16 protein-coding genes are annotated in these 16,437 nt (G+C 58.9%); 8 read left to right on the top strand and 8 right to left on the bottom strand.

Features of this window, described 5'->3' with window-relative positions; translation table 11 throughout:
- Positions 1–304 precede the first annotated feature (304 nt).
- On the top strand, positions 305–1,369 hold the full coding sequence (locus KHU33_RS14890; RefSeq protein WP_211464230.1) for an MBL fold metallo-hydrolase: 1,065 nt from the start codon (positions 305–307) through the stop codon (positions 1,367–1,369).
- Positions 1,370–1,372: 3 nt separating this feature from the next.
- On the opposite strand, the gene KHU33_RS14885 is transcribed toward KHU33_RS14890, so the two are convergent.
- The 5 genes from KHU33_RS14885 to argS all read right to left on the bottom strand — a co-directional run bounded on the left by KHU33_RS14885 (position 1,373) and on the right by argS (position 6,292).
- A complete protein-coding gene (locus KHU33_RS14885) occupies positions 1,373–1,996 on the bottom strand; it encodes a LysE family translocator (RefSeq protein ID WP_211464228.1) in 624 nt (207 codons plus the stop codon).
- 9 nt (positions 1,997–2,005) lie between these two features.
- Positions 2,006–2,791 carry an SDR family oxidoreductase gene (locus tag KHU33_RS14880; RefSeq protein WP_211464226.1) on the bottom strand — a complete coding sequence of 262 codons (786 nt, stop codon included), beginning with the start codon at positions 2,789–2,791 and terminating at the stop codon, positions 2,006–2,008.
- A 128-nt stretch (positions 2,792–2,919) separates the two neighbouring features.
- Complete coding sequence (locus KHU33_RS14875; RefSeq protein WP_211464225.1) at positions 2,920–3,675, bottom strand: thiol:disulfide interchange protein DsbA/DsbL; 756 nt, start codon at positions 3,673–3,675, stop codon at positions 2,920–2,922.
- A gap of 70 nt (positions 3,676–3,745) precedes the next feature.
- Positions 3,746–4,459, bottom strand: a complete 714-nt coding sequence (locus KHU33_RS14870) for an SPOR domain-containing protein (protein ID WP_211464223.1) — start codon at positions 4,457–4,459, stop codon at positions 3,746–3,748.
- Between the two features lie 84 nt (positions 4,460–4,543).
- Positions 4,544–6,292 carry an arginine--tRNA ligase gene (gene argS / locus KHU33_RS14865; protein ID WP_211464222.1) on the bottom strand — a complete coding sequence of 583 codons (1,749 nt, stop codon included), beginning with the start codon at positions 6,290–6,292 and terminating at the stop codon, positions 4,544–4,546.
- Positions 6,293–6,582: 290 nt separating this feature from the next.
- On the opposite strand from argS, the gene KHU33_RS14860 reads away from it, so the two are divergent.
- Complete coding sequence (locus KHU33_RS14860) at positions 6,583–7,179, top strand: nitroreductase family protein (protein WP_211464221.1); 597 nt, start codon at positions 6,583–6,585, stop codon at positions 7,177–7,179.
- Positions 7,180–7,260: 81 nt separating this feature from the next.
- Here the strand turns inward: KHU33_RS14860 and KHU33_RS14855 are convergent, their stop codons facing one another.
- On the bottom strand, positions 7,261–8,160 hold the full coding sequence (locus tag KHU33_RS14855; protein ID WP_211464220.1) for a DMT family transporter: 900 nt from the start codon (positions 8,158–8,160) through the stop codon (positions 7,261–7,263).
- Between the two features lie 289 nt (positions 8,161–8,449).
- Here KHU33_RS14855 and KHU33_RS14850 point away from each other — a divergent pair, with 289 nt between their 5' ends.
- The 4 genes from KHU33_RS14850 to KHU33_RS14835 all read left to right on the top strand — a co-directional run bounded on the left by KHU33_RS14850 (position 8,450) and on the right by KHU33_RS14835 (position 11,692).
- Complete coding sequence (locus tag KHU33_RS14850; RefSeq protein WP_211464277.1) at positions 8,450–9,565, top strand: MGDG synthase family glycosyltransferase; 1,116 nt, start codon at positions 8,450–8,452, stop codon at positions 9,563–9,565.
- Positions 9,562–10,080 (top strand): hypothetical protein, encoded by a 519-nt coding sequence (locus KHU33_RS14845; RefSeq protein WP_211464219.1) that lies wholly within the window; start codon positions 9,562–9,564, stop codon positions 10,078–10,080. The genes KHU33_RS14850 and KHU33_RS14845 overlap by 4 nt, the downstream gene beginning before the upstream one ends.
- Before the next feature lie 235 nt (positions 10,081–10,315).
- Positions 10,316–11,017, top strand: a complete 702-nt coding sequence (locus tag KHU33_RS14840) for a GntR family transcriptional regulator (protein ID WP_230414283.1) — start codon at positions 10,316–10,318, stop codon at positions 11,015–11,017.
- A 144-nt stretch (positions 11,018–11,161) separates the two neighbouring features.
- A complete protein-coding gene (locus tag KHU33_RS14835) occupies positions 11,162–11,692 on the top strand; it encodes a DUF6622 family protein (protein ID WP_211464216.1) in 531 nt (176 codons plus the stop codon).
- A 72-nt stretch (positions 11,693–11,764) separates the two neighbouring features.
- On the opposite strand, the gene KHU33_RS14830 is transcribed toward KHU33_RS14835, so the two are convergent.
- Both KHU33_RS14830 and KHU33_RS14825 read right to left on the bottom strand, forming a co-directional pair.
- Entirely contained in the window at positions 11,765–11,965 is a 201-nt protein-coding gene (locus KHU33_RS14830) for a YbdD/YjiX family protein (RefSeq protein ID WP_041742732.1), read from the bottom strand.
- Between the two features lie 10 nt (positions 11,966–11,975).
- Complete coding sequence (locus KHU33_RS14825) at positions 11,976–14,048, bottom strand: carbon starvation CstA family protein (RefSeq protein ID WP_211464214.1); 2,073 nt, start codon at positions 14,046–14,048, stop codon at positions 11,976–11,978.
- Positions 14,049–14,280: 232 nt separating this feature from the next.
- Between KHU33_RS14825 and KHU33_RS14820 the strand changes: the two genes are divergently transcribed.
- On the top strand, positions 14,281–15,645 hold the full coding sequence (locus KHU33_RS14820; RefSeq protein ID WP_211464212.1) for a cache domain-containing protein: 1,365 nt from the start codon (positions 14,281–14,283) through the stop codon (positions 15,643–15,645).
- A complete protein-coding gene (locus KHU33_RS14815; RefSeq protein ID WP_211464209.1) occupies positions 15,638–16,264 on the top strand; it encodes a response regulator in 627 nt (208 codons plus the stop codon). The genes KHU33_RS14820 and KHU33_RS14815 overlap by 8 nt, the downstream gene beginning before the upstream one ends.
- Positions 16,265–16,437 lie beyond the last annotated feature (173 nt).

The raw sequence follows: 16,437 nt of genomic DNA, 5'->3' as shown, positions 1-16,437 counted from the left end.
CTGAATGGCTTAATTAAAAAACAACGTGCAGTGTAAGGATTGCGCAACAACTTGCCAAGTAAACAATATTGTATTTTATCTAATCAAGGCCGCATGGATTGGAGGGCGTGCGGGATTTTATGATTAAAAAATTACCAATTATTTGCAATATTATTAACTATAAGCAACTAAATAGATATCATTCTTGTATGACGCTCCACGAGACGCCAAATAATTCATGGTGGAATAAAGCATCGCGCGACGGTAGCTTGTAAACTCAGTCCCGCCAGTCACAAGCCATTGTTAATAAATAGGAATTATCAAAATGAATGCACTCGAAGCCCAGCTCAGCTACGCCTTCGGCGACAACTTGCCGGCCGGCGGCGCTACCCTCGAAGTCGCGCCTGGCGTACGCTGGCTGCGGATGGCTTTGCCATTTGCGCTGGACCATATCAATTTATGGTTGCTGGAAGACAGCATAGAGACTGACGACGGCGTCAAGCACGGCTGGACTATCGTCGATTGCGGGATCGCCAACGACGCCACGCGCGCCGCCTGGGATGTCATTTTCGCCACCCAGCTGCGCGGCTTGCCGGTGCTGCGGGTGCTGGTCACCCATTGCCATCCGGACCACGTCGGCCTGGCCGACTGGCTGTGCAGCCGCTGGCAAGCGCCGTTATGGATGAGCGGCGGCGAATATTTTTCGGCGCGCATCATGTCGGCGGCACTGTCTGGCGCCGACGGCAGCGCGGCGTTGCCGCATTTTCAGCAACACGGCATGCACGATCCGGAAGTCATCGCCAAGGTGGCTCAGCGCAAATCCTACTATCCGACCATGGTGCCGGCGGTGCCGCTGGCCTATCATCGGCTGGCCGACCAGCAACAGCTGCGCATCGGCCAGCATCAATGGCGCGTGATCACCGGCTTCGGCCATGCGCCGGAACATGTGGCGCTGTATTGCGCCGATCTGGAGCTGTTGATTTCAGGCGATATGGTGCTGCCGCGGATTTCCACCAATGTCTCGGTGTTCGCGATCGAACCGGAATCCAACCCGGTCCAGCAATACATCGATTCGCTGGAAAAATACCGCGCCCTGCCCACCGAGACACTGGTGCTACCGTCGCACGGCAAGCCGTTCCGCGGTTTGCAGATCCGTATCGACCAGTTGCAGCAGCATCATCGCGAGCGGCTGGCCGAAGTGCTGGAAGCCTGCGCCACGCCGCGCTCGGCCAGCGATATCGTGCCGATCATGTTCCGCCGGCCGCTGGATGCGCATCAAATGACTTTCGCTCTGGGCGAGGCGCTGGCGCATTTGCATAAGCTGTGGTTTGACGGCGCACTGAAACGGCGGCTGGATGCGGACCAGGTTTACCGTTTCAGCCTCGCGTAGAAATTACTGCTGTATCGCCGCCACGATCATCGCTACCGCCAGCATCAGGCTGCCGGCGACGCGGTCGGTAATCCGGGCAAAACTCGGGCGGGTGGCGACGGTTTGCATTTTCCCCGCCAGCACGGCGTAGCCGGTCAGGATAAAGAACTCCGGAATAATCGAACCGGCCGCCAGCCAGATCATTTGCAACGGTACGTTGGCGGCGGGATTGAGAAATTGCGGCAAGATGGCGATGAAAAAAATCAGCGCCTTGGGATTGGCCAGTTGCAAAGTCAGGCCGCTGAACCAGATTTTCCAGCCGGAGGCGTTGCGGCTATCCAGTTTGGAGGCGGTAATCGGCGAAGGCCGGCCAAAGATTGCGGACAAACCCAGATAAGCCAGGTAAGCCACGCCCAGCCATTTGACCACGCTGAACAAGGTATGCGAGGCGACGATCAAGGCGCCCAGGCCGGTCGCGGAAATGGTGAAATAAATCGCATTGGCGGTGAGTATGCCCAGAATGGCGAAAATCGCCTTCTTCCAGCCAACCGTGATGCCGTAGGCAACCACCAGCATGACCGCCGGCCCCGGCGACGCCGACAGCGCAAATTCCGTCAATACGAATAAGAAAAAATTGTGAAAGTCCATAAGCTCTGATCAGTCCGTAGTTTTGCGCGCCTTGTGTGGCGCTCTTGAAAATGCCAGATCGTATAACCAGTTCGGCAACAGCCGCAGCAATTTGGCGACCATCCCCATCTGCCACGGGATCACCTGATAGCTGCTGCCGCGCGCAACCGCAGCGCCGGCTTTGGCGGCGAACTGCCGCACCGGCATCAGGAACGGCATCTTGTAGCGATTGATCTGGGTCATGGGGGTGTCGATATAACCTGGAACGATGGTGACCACCTTGATGCCGCTGGCGCGCAATTCCACCCTGAGCGATTCGCAGTAAGCGATCAGCGCCGCCTTCGAGCCGCTGTAGGCGCCTGCCCCAGGCAAGCCGCGAATCCCGGCCACGCTGCCGACTCCGACCAGCCGTAAATCGGTTTGCCCGGCTTTGGCCTGCCGTTTCATGGTGGCGATAAACGGCGTAAAAGTGGCAACCGTCGCCAGCACATTGGTGGCAAAGACTTGTTCGAACACGGGCTGGTCTTCTGCATGTTCGGTCAAAGTGCCGTGCGAAATCCCGGCACTGGCGATCACCACATCGACGCCATCTCCAGCCGCGATGAAATCTTCGGCGGCAGCGGTCAGTGCGGCGTGATCGTTGACATCCAGCGCATACAGGCGATGCCGTTCCGGATGCGGCAAGCCTGCCAGCAACTGCTCCAGCACTGCCTGGCGCCTGGCCACCAGCCCCAGCGTTGCACCCTGCTCCGCATAGTATTGCGCGAGGGCGGCGCCGATGCCGCTGGAAGCGCCGGTGATGAATACACGTTTCATGGAAGCGCTCAATCTGAATTTAGCCAAACCGCGATAAAAAAGCCCGCCCTCTTGCGAGTGGCGGACTTTTCAACGTCTGCTAGCGGCTGACCGTGGCGGTCAGCTCATCTATTTTGCTTATTTCTTACTTACTTCTTGGCGGTTGTCACCGGCGCTGCTGTCTTGCCCTTTTCCGCAGCAGCCTTGGCTACCAGGCCATCCATCACTTGCAGGGTCGACTTGAACAAAGCCGGTTCGTTATCGCCGGCGCCAGGCGTAGCGCCGACTATCGATGGCGAAGTCACGTAACGACCGTCAACCACCAGCATCGGCACGCCGTCCACCTTGTAAGCATTTTGCAGCTGGGCGGCGCGGGTCACTTTGGTTTGCACAGCGAATGAATTGTAGATATCCAGAAACTTGGCTTTATCGAGACCTTGCTTGACCGCGAAATCGATGACGGCGTCATCTTTATCCAGCCGCTGGCGTTGCACGTGGATCGCGTTAAAGACCTTCTTGTGCATCTCGGGCAGCTTGCCCATGGCTTCCAGCGTGTAGTACAGCTTTTTCTGCGGCAAATAGGGTGATTTTGCCTGCGGGTCCGGGTGCACAGGATCGATAGAGAAGTCGACCGGCACGCGTTTCACAGAGATCTTGTCGCCTTGTTTTGCGATCCAGTCTTCCAACGCAGGTTCGAGCGCATTGCAATGCGGGCAGAAATATCCAAAAAATTCTGTCACTTCGACTTTTTTCCCCAGCCAGGAATCGGTCGGCTGTGGATTGTCGAGAACTTTGTATTCTGTGCCGGCGACCGGATTAGCCGGCGATGCGCCTGCGCTGGCGGCAACCAGGCCGAAACTCAGACTAAGACCAGCGACAGCCAAGGCTTTTTGAAAAAAACGCATGAGATATCCTATCGAAATGAAAAATGTTTGATTTTTTACCTACGCAGCAGGACATACTGCCAGGGGTCTTTTATTTCGCAGCCCGCACCACTGCTGCATTAACGCCGTTATCTGACAACTTCCCGCGTATCCGGTTCATTGTTTCCAACTGATTAAACGGTCCCACCCGTACCCGATACAAGGAACCGGTATCGGCCTGGCGTTCGCTGATCTTCGCCTCGAAACCCATCAAAGCCAGTCTGGCCTTGGCGCTTTCGGCTTCAGCCTGCTCGCGGAAGGCGCCGACCTGCAGGAAATAAATCCAGTTATCGTCGGCAGCTGCAGCTTTGGTTTTGGCTTCGGCGATATCGCCGGCCACTTTCTTGGTCTTGTCGGCGATGGATTTGTCGACGATAGGGGCCGGCTTGTCCTGCGCTTTGGCGACCAGGGCGTCCAGCTTTTTCTCGGCGGCCGCGGTTGGCGGAGCACCTTCTGCTGTCGGCGCCGGCGGGGCAAACGCCTTGGCGGCTTCCTTCGCCGCATCCTTGTTACCGTAGAGCGATTTGTTCGGATCCGGCAACTGATCGGCGTTAGATGGCGCAGTCGCTGGCGATGCTGGCGCCGCAGCGGTTGGCGCGGTGATGGCGTCCGGCGCTTTGTCGGCTTTTGCAGTCTTGTTGGTAAAAGGTGTCGGCGTCTTGGTAATCATGATCGCCACCACGACGGCAATCGCCAATCCGATGATCAGGCCGAAAATCAGGCCCAGTAAGGTACCGCCAGCTTGCTTGTTGTTAAGTTTGCTCATACTTCCCCAATGACATCCTGGTTACTGGCCGTCTCTGGCGGCTACCGCCAGAGATCGCCGATTCTAGATTCGCATTACATATGATCACATACGGGCAGGGGCCGATACGCCGATCAGCGCCAAGCCGTTGCGCAATACCTGGCGGGTTGCGTACATCAAGGCAAGGCGCGCCATCTTGAGCGCCTCATCGTCCACCAAGACCCGCTCAGCATTGTAGTAGCTATGCAGCTCGCCCGCCAAATCGCGCAGATAAAACGCGACCTGATGCGGCCCCAGCTCTTCCAGCGCATGCTGCAGCATATCCGGATATTCGGCCAGCTTGGCCAGCAGGCTGGCCTCGCGCGGTGCGGTCAGCGGGCTCAGGTCGACCGTGCTCAGGCAGGCTTCGTCGCCGGTCCATTGCGCCAGCACCGAACAGATGCGGGCATGGGCGTACTGTACGTAATAGACCGGATTTTCGTCGGATTTGGCCAGCGCCAGATCGACATCGAACACAAATTCGGTATCGGCCTTGCGCGAAATCAGGAAAAAGCGCACGGCGTCGCGGCCGCGGGTCAGATCGCGCGGGCTGTCCGGCGCACCATCCGCCGCAGCGCTGTCTTCACCAGCCGACCATTCGATCAGGTCGCGCAGCGTGACGTAGGAACCGGCGCGCTTGGAAATCTTCACTTCCTCGCCGTGCTTCATCACGGTCACCATCTTGTGCAGCACGTAGTCGGGATAGCCTTGCGGAATCCCCAGGTTGACGGCTTGCAGGCCGGCGCGCACCCGCGCGATCGTGCCATGGTGGTCGCTGCCCTGGACATTGATGACCTTGCCAAAACCGCGCTGCCATTTAACGATGTGGTAGGCAACGTCGGGCACGAAGTAGGTGTAAGTGCCGTCGGTCTTCTTCATCACGCGGTCTTTGTCGTCGCCGTAGTCGGTGGTGCGCAGCCACAATGCGCCATCCAGTTCATAGGTAACGCCGGCAGCGATCAATGCCTCGACTGCGGCATTGACCTTGCCGTCCTTGTACAGCGACGTTTCCAGATAATAGTTGTCGAATTTGACGCCGAAGGCCTGCAAATCCAGATCCTGCTCACGGCGCAGGTAGGCAACGGCGAATTTGCGGATCGACTCGACATCGCCGATGTCGCCGCTGGCGGTGACCGGTTCGCCATCGCTGGCGGCTACCGTCTTCCTGGCCAGGAAATCCTGTGCAATATCGGCAATATAATCGCCGTTGTAGGCGCTCTCCGGCCATGCGGCGTCGCCCGGCTTGAAGCCGTTGGCACGGGCCTGGACCGAAGTCGCCAGGGTAGCGATCTGAACCCCGGCGTCGTTGTAGTAAAACTCGCGGATGACATCGAAACCTTGTATCTCGAACAGGGCCGACATGGCGTCGCCCAGCGCGCCCTGGCGGCCATGCCCCACATGCAAAGGCCCGGTCGGATTGGCGGAAACAAACTCGACCAGCACTTTTTTACCGGCGCCGAGCTGGCTCTTGCCGTAGTCAGCCGCCTCTTGCAGCACAGTCTTGACCACTTGCTGCTTGGCCGCCGCGGTCAGGCGCAGGTTGATAAAACCGGGGCCGGCGATTTCCGCGGTTTCGATCAGATTGCCATGCTCGGCGCCTGCCAGCACGGCGGCTACCAGAGCTTGCGCCAGTTCACGCGGATTTTTTTTCAGCGGCTTGGCCAGTTGCATGGCGATATTGCAGGCGACGTCGCCGTGCGAAGGATCGCGTGGACGCTCCAGCGTCACCGTCGGCAGCAGCTCGGTGCCGGCAATAATCGGCTGCAAGGCAGCGTTGAAAAGGTCGATGATCTGTTGTTTCTGTGGTGCAAGCATAGGATAGGTAGTCAGTTATACGGAGGCCGTACTGGATTAATGCGAAAAATCTATGAAACCGTTCAATCTCTTGGACGGCGTCAAGGCAGCCATGATTATTGCCGATTATACCGGCTTGGCGGGGCAATCTTCACCCGGTTTGCCCGGGCAGAGCACGACGTCCCGCAAATCCGGCCGCACTCTGCAAGCATCAAAAACTGCTGCTAATATGCAACACCTTGGCCGGAGCGCTTCTGACATACTTCCGACCGTACCGATTTTGCCTTGCTTATTTATATACAGGAATCTTCATGACCCAGTCCACGCCACGCGTAGCCGATCATCCGGCCCATCCGCAATTCCTCAGCCGCTGGTCGCCACGCGCCTATGCCAATGACCAAATCTCCGAGCAAGAATTGCTGACCGTCCTGGAAGCGGCACGCTGGGCGCCATCGTCCTACAATTCGCAACCTTGGCGTTTCGTCTTCGCGCGGCGCGGCACACCGCACTGGACCAAGCTGCTGGGCCTGCTCAACGACTTCAACCGCAGCTGGGCGGAAAACGCAGCGGCGCTGGTGATCGTTTTGTCGAAAACCACCTTTGCGCCACCGGGCAGCAGCGAAGAATTGCCGGCGCCAACCCACTCGTTCGACGCCGGTTCAGCCTGGGGTTACCTGGCGCTGCAAGCCAGCTTGTCCGGCTGGCACGCACACGGCATGGCTGGCTTCGACAAGGAAAAAACCCGCACCGAGCTGGGCGTACCGGCCAATTTCGCGATTGAAGCCGCAGTCGCCATCGGCAAGATCGGCGATAAAGCCATGTTGCCGGAAGGTTTGCGCGCCAAGGAAGAACCAAGCCCGCGCTTGCCTTTGCAAGCCTTGGTTTCTGAAGGAACTTTCAAAGCCTAAGAACTTTGTGGGTTTGACCCGCTTTTTTGCGGGTCGCCAAATTTAATGCGGGTTAACAGTGAGCGCTGTTAACCCGCATTTTTATTTACTTTGCCAGTTCACCAGCACAATCCCGCTCAACACCAGCAAGGCGCCGAATACAAACGGCAAGCCAACCGGATCATCCAGCAGCAGCACGCCGAAACTGACGCCGAACAAAGGCGTCAGGAAGGAAAACACGGTCAGCCGCGAAGCCAGGTAGCGGCGCAACATCCAGAACCAGGCCAGGAAGCTGCCGAAAGCGACGATCAAGGACTGGAACACCAGGCTCACCCACATGATGCCGCTCAACGGCGCGACTTCGGTCTGCCCCGAGACCAGGGCCACCAATGGCAGCGTCAGTGCGGCAACCGCCAGTTGGTACCACAAAGTCATGCTGGGCGCGGTATTGGTGAGGACGCTGCGCTTGATCATGATGGTGGTGGCGGCCCAGAATACGGCGGCCAGCACTCCCAGCGCATCGCCGATCAAGCTCCGGTTGAAGCCTGAGCCAGCTTCAAAGCCGCCGGCAAACGCCACCGCAATCCCGGCAAATGCAGCGCTCACCCCCAGCCATTGGGTGACGCCGAAACGCTCGCCCGGCACCAGCCAGTGCAGGCCCAGCACAGTGAAAATCGGCGCGGTGTAGACGAATACCGAGATGTGCGAAGCCGTGGTGTAGTTCAAGCCGACCGAGACGCACAGGAATTCCCCGGCAAACAGCAAACCGGTCGCCAGGCCTGGCCAGAAGGTGCCGTCGGTCAGGGAAAATTTACTGCCGCGCCACCACATCAGGCCGCTCACCAGCAGCGCCGCCACAGCCGAACGCAGGCCGTTTTGCAAAATCGGCGAGATGCTCGGCGCCGCCACTTTGATTGCTACTTGTTGCAAGCCCCAGCACAGGCACAGGATTAACATCAGGCTCATGGCCAAACCGTCCAGCGGTTTGCGAGTAACAGGCATTTTTTCAGTCTTTCAGAGACGGGGATTGTTTGTCATAAATGTCATTTTACTCAGCGCTGATTTATCCCTATCATCAGCGGGATTGGGCAATCGCCTAGTGTAAAAATCCGAATGCAGATTGCCAGGAGTATGCTTGAAAGTGGTCACTTTTGCATTACCGGCAGTAAACCTATAACGGCCGGAGCCTATTATTCATAAGCCAGAAAATGTGCCGCCTTTGGGCGCTGCCGCCAAACTGCCGCGCCCCCGCAAATTATTGCTGCTAAGCGTATCCGCCGGGGCCGGCCACATGCGCGCCGCCGAGGCGCTCAAAGCCTACGCCGCCGCCGAATTCCCGGATGCCGAAGCGATCCATCTGGATGCGATGGATTTTGTGCCGGCCGGATTTCGTGCGGTATATACCGATTTTTATCTGCATCTGGTAAACCGCCATCCCGCGCTGTGGGGCTATGTCTACCAAAAAAGCGACAAGGCGTTGAGCAGTTCGCCGACCCAGAAACTGCGGCGCGCAATCGAACGCATCAGCACCCGTCCCTTGCGCACTGCGATCCGGGCGGCGGCGCCGGACGCCATCATCTGCACCCACTTCCTGCCGGCTGAACTGCTGGCGCGCGAAATCGGCAAGCAGCGGGTGGTCTGCCCGGTGTGGGTGCAAGTCACGGATTTCGATTTGCACAGCATGTGGCTGCAACCGCTGATGCGGGGCTATTTTGCCGCCACCGAAGAAATCGCTTACCGCATGCGGGCGCGCGGGCTGGCGGCCGACGCTGTGCACGTCACCGGGATCCCGATCATGCCGGGGTTCGGACACAGCCTGCAACGCCGGCAATGCGCACAGCAATTCGGCCTGGACCCGGAGCGCAAGATTATCTTGATGATGTCGGGCGGCGCCGGCATCGGCGATCTCGATAAAACCGTGCAACGGCTGCTGGCGTTGCCCGATGATTTCCAGCTGCTGGCGCTGGCGGGTAAAAACGCCACGCTGCTGAACAATCTGCAGCAACTGGCGGCGGCCCAGCCGGGCCGCTTGTTTCCCTTCGGTTTTACCAACCAGGTGGAACAGTTGATGGCTTGCGCCGATCTGGCGATCACCAAGCCTGGCGGCCTGACCACCTCCGAATGCCTGGCGATGGGCGTGCCGATGATTATCCACTCGCCGATCCCGGGCCAGGAAGAACGCAACGCCGACTATCTGCTGGAACAAGGCGCAGCGCTGAAGGCGATCGACCTGACCGCGCTAGCGTTCCGGGTCCAGCAACTGCTGCAGCAACCGCAACAGCTGCAAGCCTTGCGGCAGCGCAGCCTCGCGCTGGGGCGCCCGCACGCCGGCCGCGCCGTATTGAAAACCGTCCTCGGCAAACTCGATTCTCAAGTCAATTCTCAATTTCATTCGCCATCCACATGACCGCCACTACACCCGCAACTACTGCATATCGCCGCCTGTTCGGCATGTTGTTCTGGGCCATTCTTACTGCCTTCTTCTTCGCCAATGTCGAAATCCAGATCGAGGGCGCCGCCGGTTGGGCCGCCAACTTGCCGACCTGGCGCATCGAACAGCATTGGCTGCTCGACATCTTCTGGGGCGGCCGCGTCATGACCGGTTACCACGCCTGGATTTTCCCCTTCATCGCCCTGATGTTTCACTATCCCATCTGGTTCAACGGCAGTTGGGACTGGCGTGGCGAATGCCGCATCATGGCCTCCATCATGGTGTTCTGGATCAGCGAGGACTGGCTGTGGTTTGTCCTCAACCCGGCTTACGGCCTGGCGCGCTTCAATCCGGTCGATGTGCCGTGGCACAAGCATTGGCTGGGCGCGGTGCCGACCGACTACTGGATTTATTCGATAGCAGCGATCGTGCTGCTGTGGCTGGCGGAGCGCAAGCCGCGCCCGGCATGCGTTGCGCTTAGCCAGAGTTAACAATATGTGAATCTCTGGTTCTGTATAGAAGTAGAGATTCACATATGTGTTGTAAAAAAAATGGGAACTTGGTAAATTGCGGGCCCTTCCCAAGTTTGAAATGTTGTTAATGCTGATTAAAAAAAGTGCAAAAAACGCGTCTCCCTCGAAAAAAAATACGTCTCTCCTGAAAAAAAACGCGCCTCTCTCGCAAAAAAATGCGTCTCTCCCGTCAGAAAACGGGCCTGATCCGCGCTTGCCGCGCTATCTGCAAGTCCGTGACGATCTGCTGCAAAGGATCACTTTGCGTAGCTGGGCGGCTGATGAAGCGCTGCCATCCGAGGACAAGCTGGCCGCCGAATATGAAATTGCGGTCGGCACCATGCGCAAGGTGCTGGACGCTCTGGTCACCGATGGCGTCGTCGAGCGCGTGCGCGGACGCGGGACATTTGTCGCGCGCGCTGCCGAACGCTCTTCGATGCTGCGTTTCGTGCGTATCCATGGCAAGGTTAAAAGCCAGCTGCCGACCGCTCACATCCGTTCGATGACGACCGCTATACCTCCCGCTGCGGTAGCGGACAAACTCAAGCTCAAGCCGCGCGACAAGGCGCTATATCTGCACCGCACCCGTTCTTTGAACGATGAAATCGTTCTGTCAGAACATATCTGGCTGCCGCTGGCGCGCTTCAGGAAGCTGCAGAAATATCTTAAAAGCAATTCGCCGCCATTCCTGTATCCCGTCTATGAGAGCGAATGCGATGTGCTGGTCTCCCGCGCCATCGATGACTTGACGGCAAAGCCCTTGAACCGGGCCAATGCTTCCGTGTTCAAGCTGAAAACCAAGACCGTGGCGATCTGCGTCGAGCGGCTGATGCTGGATCACGCCGGCGAACCGGTCGAATGGCGCACTTCCTTCGTGCCGGCGGAGCGCTTCCAGCACTCAGCCGAAATCCTCTAGCAGCAGGAGCAGGGGACAAACCCGCTGCACACCATCCTCGCTGGCTGTCGATTCACGACGTATTCCTTCATCTCGTCGCATCCCGCTTCTCCTGTCTCTGCGGCGCCCAGATAATCGCCGCAGATCACTCAACGGGAGAAATACATGTTTATGCAAATCATTTCGCACACGCCAATCTGGGTCTGGGCGCTGCTGGCGTTCCTGATCTACCGCGGCATCCTGGCCAGCGTCGACCGCGAAGTGACGCTCAAAAAACTATCCATCATTCCGCTGATAATGCTGGCGCTGTCCTGGCAGGGCGTGTCGACCGTGTTCGGCGTCACGCCGTTGCCCATGCTGTGCTGGCTGCTGGCGGCCGCCGCCGCGGCGACGCTGAACTGGCGCCTGTTCCGGAAGGAGCGCGTGATTGCCTATCCGGAACGCGGCGTGGTGTTCCAGCGCGGCAGCTGGCTGCCGTTGATGCTGATGATGGGGATTTTCCTGACCAAATATACGGTTGGCGTGACGCTGGCGATGCATCCCGGGCTGGCGCACGACGCCGCATTTACGGCCGCTGTCTGTGCGCTCTACGGCGTCTTCAACGGCATGTTCATCGGCCGCCTGCTGCGCGTCGTCAGCCTTTACCGTAGTGCTCAGCCGGCGCAGGGCGCCTATAGCGGTCCGTTGAACAGCTAGGTGCAAAAAAAATGCCGACCGGCGGACCGATCGGCAGCAACATCCCCCATAGGACGCTTGATTTTTAAGCCACTAGCAGCAGCGTCCAACCCGGCCATTGCCGCCGTAACGGGCTTCCTGCCGTTCCTTGAAAAACTCTTCGTAGCTCATCATCGGCTCGCCTGGATGGGTGTTTTCCATATGCGTCACATAAGTGCCGTACTCAGGCAGACCCACCATCAGCCGCATGGTTTGCCCGAGGTAGCGTCCGGCTTTCGATAGTTCTTCCAGCATGAGCGACCTTTCAGGCTGACGGCAAAGCACTCGCCGGCAACGATTCGAACGGCGTTTCCTTGGCGCTCGGCCGGTTGGCGGCGCGCGCCGCCAGCACAGTCTTGACGCCAAAACCGAGAATGCTCAACAGCACCAGGATAAAGAAACCGGCCAGACCTGCATCCAGGTAATCGTTGAAGATCACCTGCTGCATCTGCGCGATCGATTTCGCCGGCGCCAGCAATTTGCCGTCTGCGAGCGCGGCCTGATACTTGCTGGCATGGGCCAGGAAACCGACGCGCGGATTGGCGTCGAATATTTTTTGCCAGCCGGCAGTCAGGGTGCAGATCAGGATCCAGATAGTCGGCACGATGGTGACCCAGGCAAAGCGGTCGCGTTTCATCTTGAACAGCACGCAAGTCGCCAGAATCAGCGCGATTCCCGCCAGCATCTGGTTGGAAATGCCGAACAAGGGCCATAAGGTATTGATGCCGCCGAGCGGATCGACCACGCCTTGATACAGGAAATAGCCCCAGCCGGCGACACACAGGGCGGTCGCGATCAAGCTGGCCGGCAGTGATTCGGTCTTGCGCATCGATGGCACAAAAGTACCCAGCAAATCCTGCAGCATGAAACGGCCGGCGCGGGTTCCGGCATCCACCGCGGTCAGGATGAACAAGGCTTCGAACAGGATCGCGAAGTGATACCAGAACGCCATCATCGCTTTGCCGCCGCCTACGCTCGACAAGATATGCGCCATGCCGACTGCCAGCGTCGGTGCGCCGCCGGCGCGGGAAATGATGCTGTGCTCGCCGACATCCTTGGCCACCTGGGTCAGCATTTCCGGCGTCACGTAAAAGCCCCATTGCGAGACGGCGTGCGCTGCCGTATCGACGGTGCTGCCGATCAAGGCGGCCGGGCTGTTCATTGCAAAGTACACGCCCGGTTCAATGCAGGACGCCGCGATCAGCGCCATGATGGCGACAAACGATTCCATCAGCATCGCGCCGTAGCCGATGAAGCGCGCATGGCGCTCGTTCTCCAGCAATTTCGGCGTGGTGCCGGAAGCGATCAGGGCGTGGAAACCGGATACCGCACCGCAGGCGATGGTGATGAACAGGAAGGGGAACAAGCTGCCCGACCAGACCGGGCCGGAGCCGTCCATGAACTGCGTGAACGCCGGCATTTTCAGTTCCGGCGCGACAAACACGATGCCCAGCGCAAGGCCGACGATGGTGCCGATCTTGAGGAAAGTAGAGAGATAGTCGCGCGGCGCCAGCAACAGCCAGACCGGCAGCACCGAGGCGATGAAACCATAGCCGATCAGCAACCAGGTCAATTCCTTGCCGGTGAAAGTGAACATGGCGCTCAATACCGGATGCTCTTGCACGTACTGGCCGCCGACAATCGCCAGCATCAACAGCACAAAGCCGATCACCGATATCTCGCCGATCCGCCCCGGCCGCAAATAACGGGTATATACACCCATGAACAAGGCGATCGGGATGGTCACCGCCACCGTGAAAGTGCCCCAGGGCGATTCCGCCAATGCCTTGACAACGATCAACGCCAGCACCGCCAGGATGATCACCATGATCATGAAAGTGCCGAACAGAGCAATCACGCCCGGCACCGGCCCCAGCTCGGACTTGATCAAATCGCCCAGCGAACGGCCGTCGCGGCGGGTGGAGATGAACAACACCATCAGATCCTGCACCGCACCGGCAAACACCACGCCGGCCAGAATCCACAGCATGCCCGGCAGATAACCCATCTGCGCCGCCAGCACCGGCCCCACCAGCGGGCCAGCGCCGGCAATCGCCGCAAAGTGATGGCCGAACAAAACGTTCTTGTTGGTCGGTACATAATCCAGCCCGTCGTTGTACTTATAGGCGGGCGTCATGCGGGTGGCGTCCAGGCCCAGCACCTTGTCGGAAATATACAGGCTGTAGAAGCGGTAGGCGATCAGATAGACGCAGACAGCGGCAATCACGATCCAGATGGCGCTGATGGATTCGCCGCGCTGCAGGCCGATATAGCCAAACGCGAATGCACCGAGCAGGGCCAGCGCAAGCCAGCCCATTTTTGAAAATAGACGATTCATTGTTCTCCTCCCAGGCGGGAATGAATGTTGTGGAATATTATTTTTATTAGGCGGTAGACCGCGCCACCGCAGCACTTAGGCCGCGGCCAAAGTATTTGGCATATGCGGTATCAGGACAAGCGCGGTACTACGCAAGGGTTTTGCGTAATACTACGTAGTCGTAATTGAAAGCAACTCGTTCTAGCTGGAGGTTTTTTATAGAATCGGCGGCGATTCCGGGTAAAGTAGCGCCATGAAATTACGGCAGAAAATCATCTTCCTGGCCATCGTCCCCTTGATTCTGGCGCTGTGTGCGATCGCCCTGGCGGTGCGCCACCAGGCCATTTCGCTCGGCCAGCAGCAACGGGCGACGATCCAGGCCGCCTATCTGGCCAGCAAGGAAGCCGAGCTGAAACACTATGTCGCGCTGGCCACCCGTTCGATTGCCCATCTGTACGATTCCGGCCGCAACGACCAGGCCACGCTGGACGAGGCTAAGGCGATCCTGGCCAAGCTTTCTTATGGCGACGACGGTTATTTCTTTATCTACGACATGCAGGGCAAGAACCTGATGCATCCGCGCCAGCCGGAACTGGTCGGGCGCGATCTGTGGGATATGAAAGACGCCAACGGCAGCCTCACCATCCAGCATCTGATAGAACGCGCCAGGAGCGGCGGCGGTTTTGAGCGCTATCTGTGGGAAAAGCCGTCCAGCCACCATGTCGCGCCCAAGCTGGGTTATGTGGCGGCGCTGCCCAATTGGGGCTGGATGCTGGGCACCGGCATTTATCTGGACGATGTCGACGAAGCGCTGAACCAGATCGACGCCCAGGTATCCGGCAATATCCGCAACACCATGTGGTGGATTGCCGGCATTGCGATCCTGAGCGCGCTGGTGGTGGGCATGTCGGGACTGGTGTTGAATATCAGCGAACATCGGGTGGCTGACGCCAAGCTGAAAGTCCTGGCGCAGCGCGTGGTGCGTTCGCAGGAAGAGGAAAGGGCCAGATTGTCGCGCGACCTGCACGACGGCATCAGCCAGTGGCTGGTGTCGATAAAATTGCAAATCGAAGCGGGCATCGCCAAACTCGATAGCGGGCCGCAGCAGACCGCCGCCGCACGCGCAACTTTCGAGCGCACCGCCGGCCAGCTGAACGACGTGCTGGGCGAAGTACGCCGCATTTCGCACGATTTGCGGCCGGCGATTCTGGATGACCTCGGCCTGGCGGCGGCGCTAGCCCACCTGACCCACGAGTGGCTGGAACACGCCGGCATTCCTATCGAATTCCGGCACAGCGGCAGCACCGACGGCATGCCGGCGGTCGCCAATACGGTGTTGTTCCGCATCGCCCAGGAAGCCTTGACCAACATCGCCCGCCACGCTCAGGCGACGCAGATCGAAGTGCTGTTGCAAGGCGATGCGCAAGCGATTACCCTGACCGTGCACGACAACGGCGTCGGTTTCGATGTCGATCAGATCGACGGCAATCCGAAACACGGCATCGGCCTGCGCAATATGGTCGAACGGCTGGAAGCAGTCGGCGGCAATCTGAAAGTCAGTTCGTCAGCGGCCGGCACCACGGTGCTGGCTACCATTCCCCATACTTCCTATGCCTGAAACAATTACCAAAATCATGCTGGTCGACGATCACCCTTTGGTGCGCGACGGCTTGCGCGCGCGGCTCGAAGCCGTGCCGGCATTCGCCATCGTGGCTGAAGCCGGCAGCGCCGACGAAGCCTTGCAGCGCGCCGAACAGCAGCCGATCGACTTGATCCTGATGGATATCAATCTGCGCGGCAGCATCAACGGCATCGACCTGACCGCACGCTTTCATGTCAGCTTCCCCGAAATCGCGGTGCTGATCCTCAGCATGCACGACAAGACCGAATACCTGATGCAATCGGTGCAGGCCGGCGCCCGCGGTTATGTGCTGAAAGATGCGCCCGGCAAGGACATCGTGCAGGCGATAGAGACGGTGATTTCCGGCGGCATGTACTACAGCGCGGCGCTGGCGCAAAAACTGGCGCGGCCGATGACGCCGGGGCAGTTGCTGACGGCACGCGAGCGCCAGGTATTGCAACACATCGCGAATGGCGAATCGAACAAGCAGATTGCGCGTGAACTGGATTTGAGCGTGCGCACCGTGGAGACCCACAGGCTGAATATCAAGCGCAAACTGGATATCGATGGCCAGGCCGAGCTGATCAAGTTCGCGGTGGAGAATAATTTCCGCTGAAGCGATGGTTACCCAGGGCCTGCTAGCAATTGATTTGTGAGTGCGAACGCGCGGCAGGCGTTGCGTGCCTAGGCGCAACGACGCGACGTGGCGGTGCCACGGCAAGGAGCTGCAACAACGGCATGCGACGCCTGCAGCCGTTCCCGAAGGGTTCCAACCAAAACGTGCGCTGG

Source organism: Collimonas silvisoli, from assembly GCF_018305005.1.
GTDB classification, from domain to species: Bacteria; Pseudomonadota; Gammaproteobacteria; order Burkholderiales; family Burkholderiaceae_D; genus Collimonas; species Collimonas silvisoli.
This window is presented reverse-complemented; position numbering and strand designations above follow the sequence as displayed.

Coding starts and splice junctions, on each gene's coding strand:
- KHU33_RS14890 (WP_211464230.1), top strand. CDS start 305: ATGAATGCACTCGAAGCCCAGCTCAGCTACGCCTTCGGCGACAACTTG.
- KHU33_RS14885 (WP_211464228.1), bottom strand. CDS start 1,996: ATGGACTTTCACAATTTTTTCTTATTCGTATTGACGGAATTTGCGCTG.
- KHU33_RS14880 (WP_211464226.1), bottom strand. CDS start 2,791: ATGAAACGTGTATTCATCACCGGCGCTTCCAGCGGCATCGGCGCCGCC.
- KHU33_RS14875 (WP_211464225.1), bottom strand. CDS start 3,675: ATGCGTTTTTTTCAAAAAGCCTTGGCTGTCGCTGGTCTTAGTCTGAGT.
- KHU33_RS14870 (WP_211464223.1), bottom strand. CDS start 4,459: ATGAGCAAACTTAACAACAAGCAAGCTGGCGGTACCTTACTGGGCCTG.
- argS (WP_211464222.1), bottom strand. CDS start 6,292: ATGCTTGCACCACAGAAACAACAGATCATCGACCTTTTCAACGCTGCC.
- KHU33_RS14860 (WP_211464221.1), top strand. CDS start 6,583: ATGACCCAGTCCACGCCACGCGTAGCCGATCATCCGGCCCATCCGCAA.
- KHU33_RS14855 (WP_211464220.1), bottom strand. CDS start 8,160: ATGCCTGTTACTCGCAAACCGCTGGACGGTTTGGCCATGAGCCTGATG.
- KHU33_RS14850 (WP_211464277.1), top strand. CDS start 8,450: ATGCGCGCCGCCGAGGCGCTCAAAGCCTACGCCGCCGCCGAATTCCCG.
- KHU33_RS14845 (WP_211464219.1), top strand. CDS start 9,562: ATGACCGCCACTACACCCGCAACTACTGCATATCGCCGCCTGTTCGGC.
- KHU33_RS14835 (WP_211464216.1), top strand. CDS start 11,162: ATGTTTATGCAAATCATTTCGCACACGCCAATCTGGGTCTGGGCGCTG.
- KHU33_RS14830 (WP_041742732.1), bottom strand. CDS start 11,965: ATGCTGGAAGAACTATCGAAAGCCGGACGCTACCTCGGGCAAACCATG.
- KHU33_RS14825 (WP_211464214.1), bottom strand. CDS start 14,048: ATGAATCGTCTATTTTCAAAAATGGGCTGGCTTGCGCTGGCCCTGCTC.
- KHU33_RS14820 (WP_211464212.1), top strand. CDS start 14,281: ATGAAATTACGGCAGAAAATCATCTTCCTGGCCATCGTCCCCTTGATT.
- KHU33_RS14815 (WP_211464209.1), top strand. CDS start 15,638: ATGCCTGAAACAATTACCAAAATCATGCTGGTCGACGATCACCCTTTG.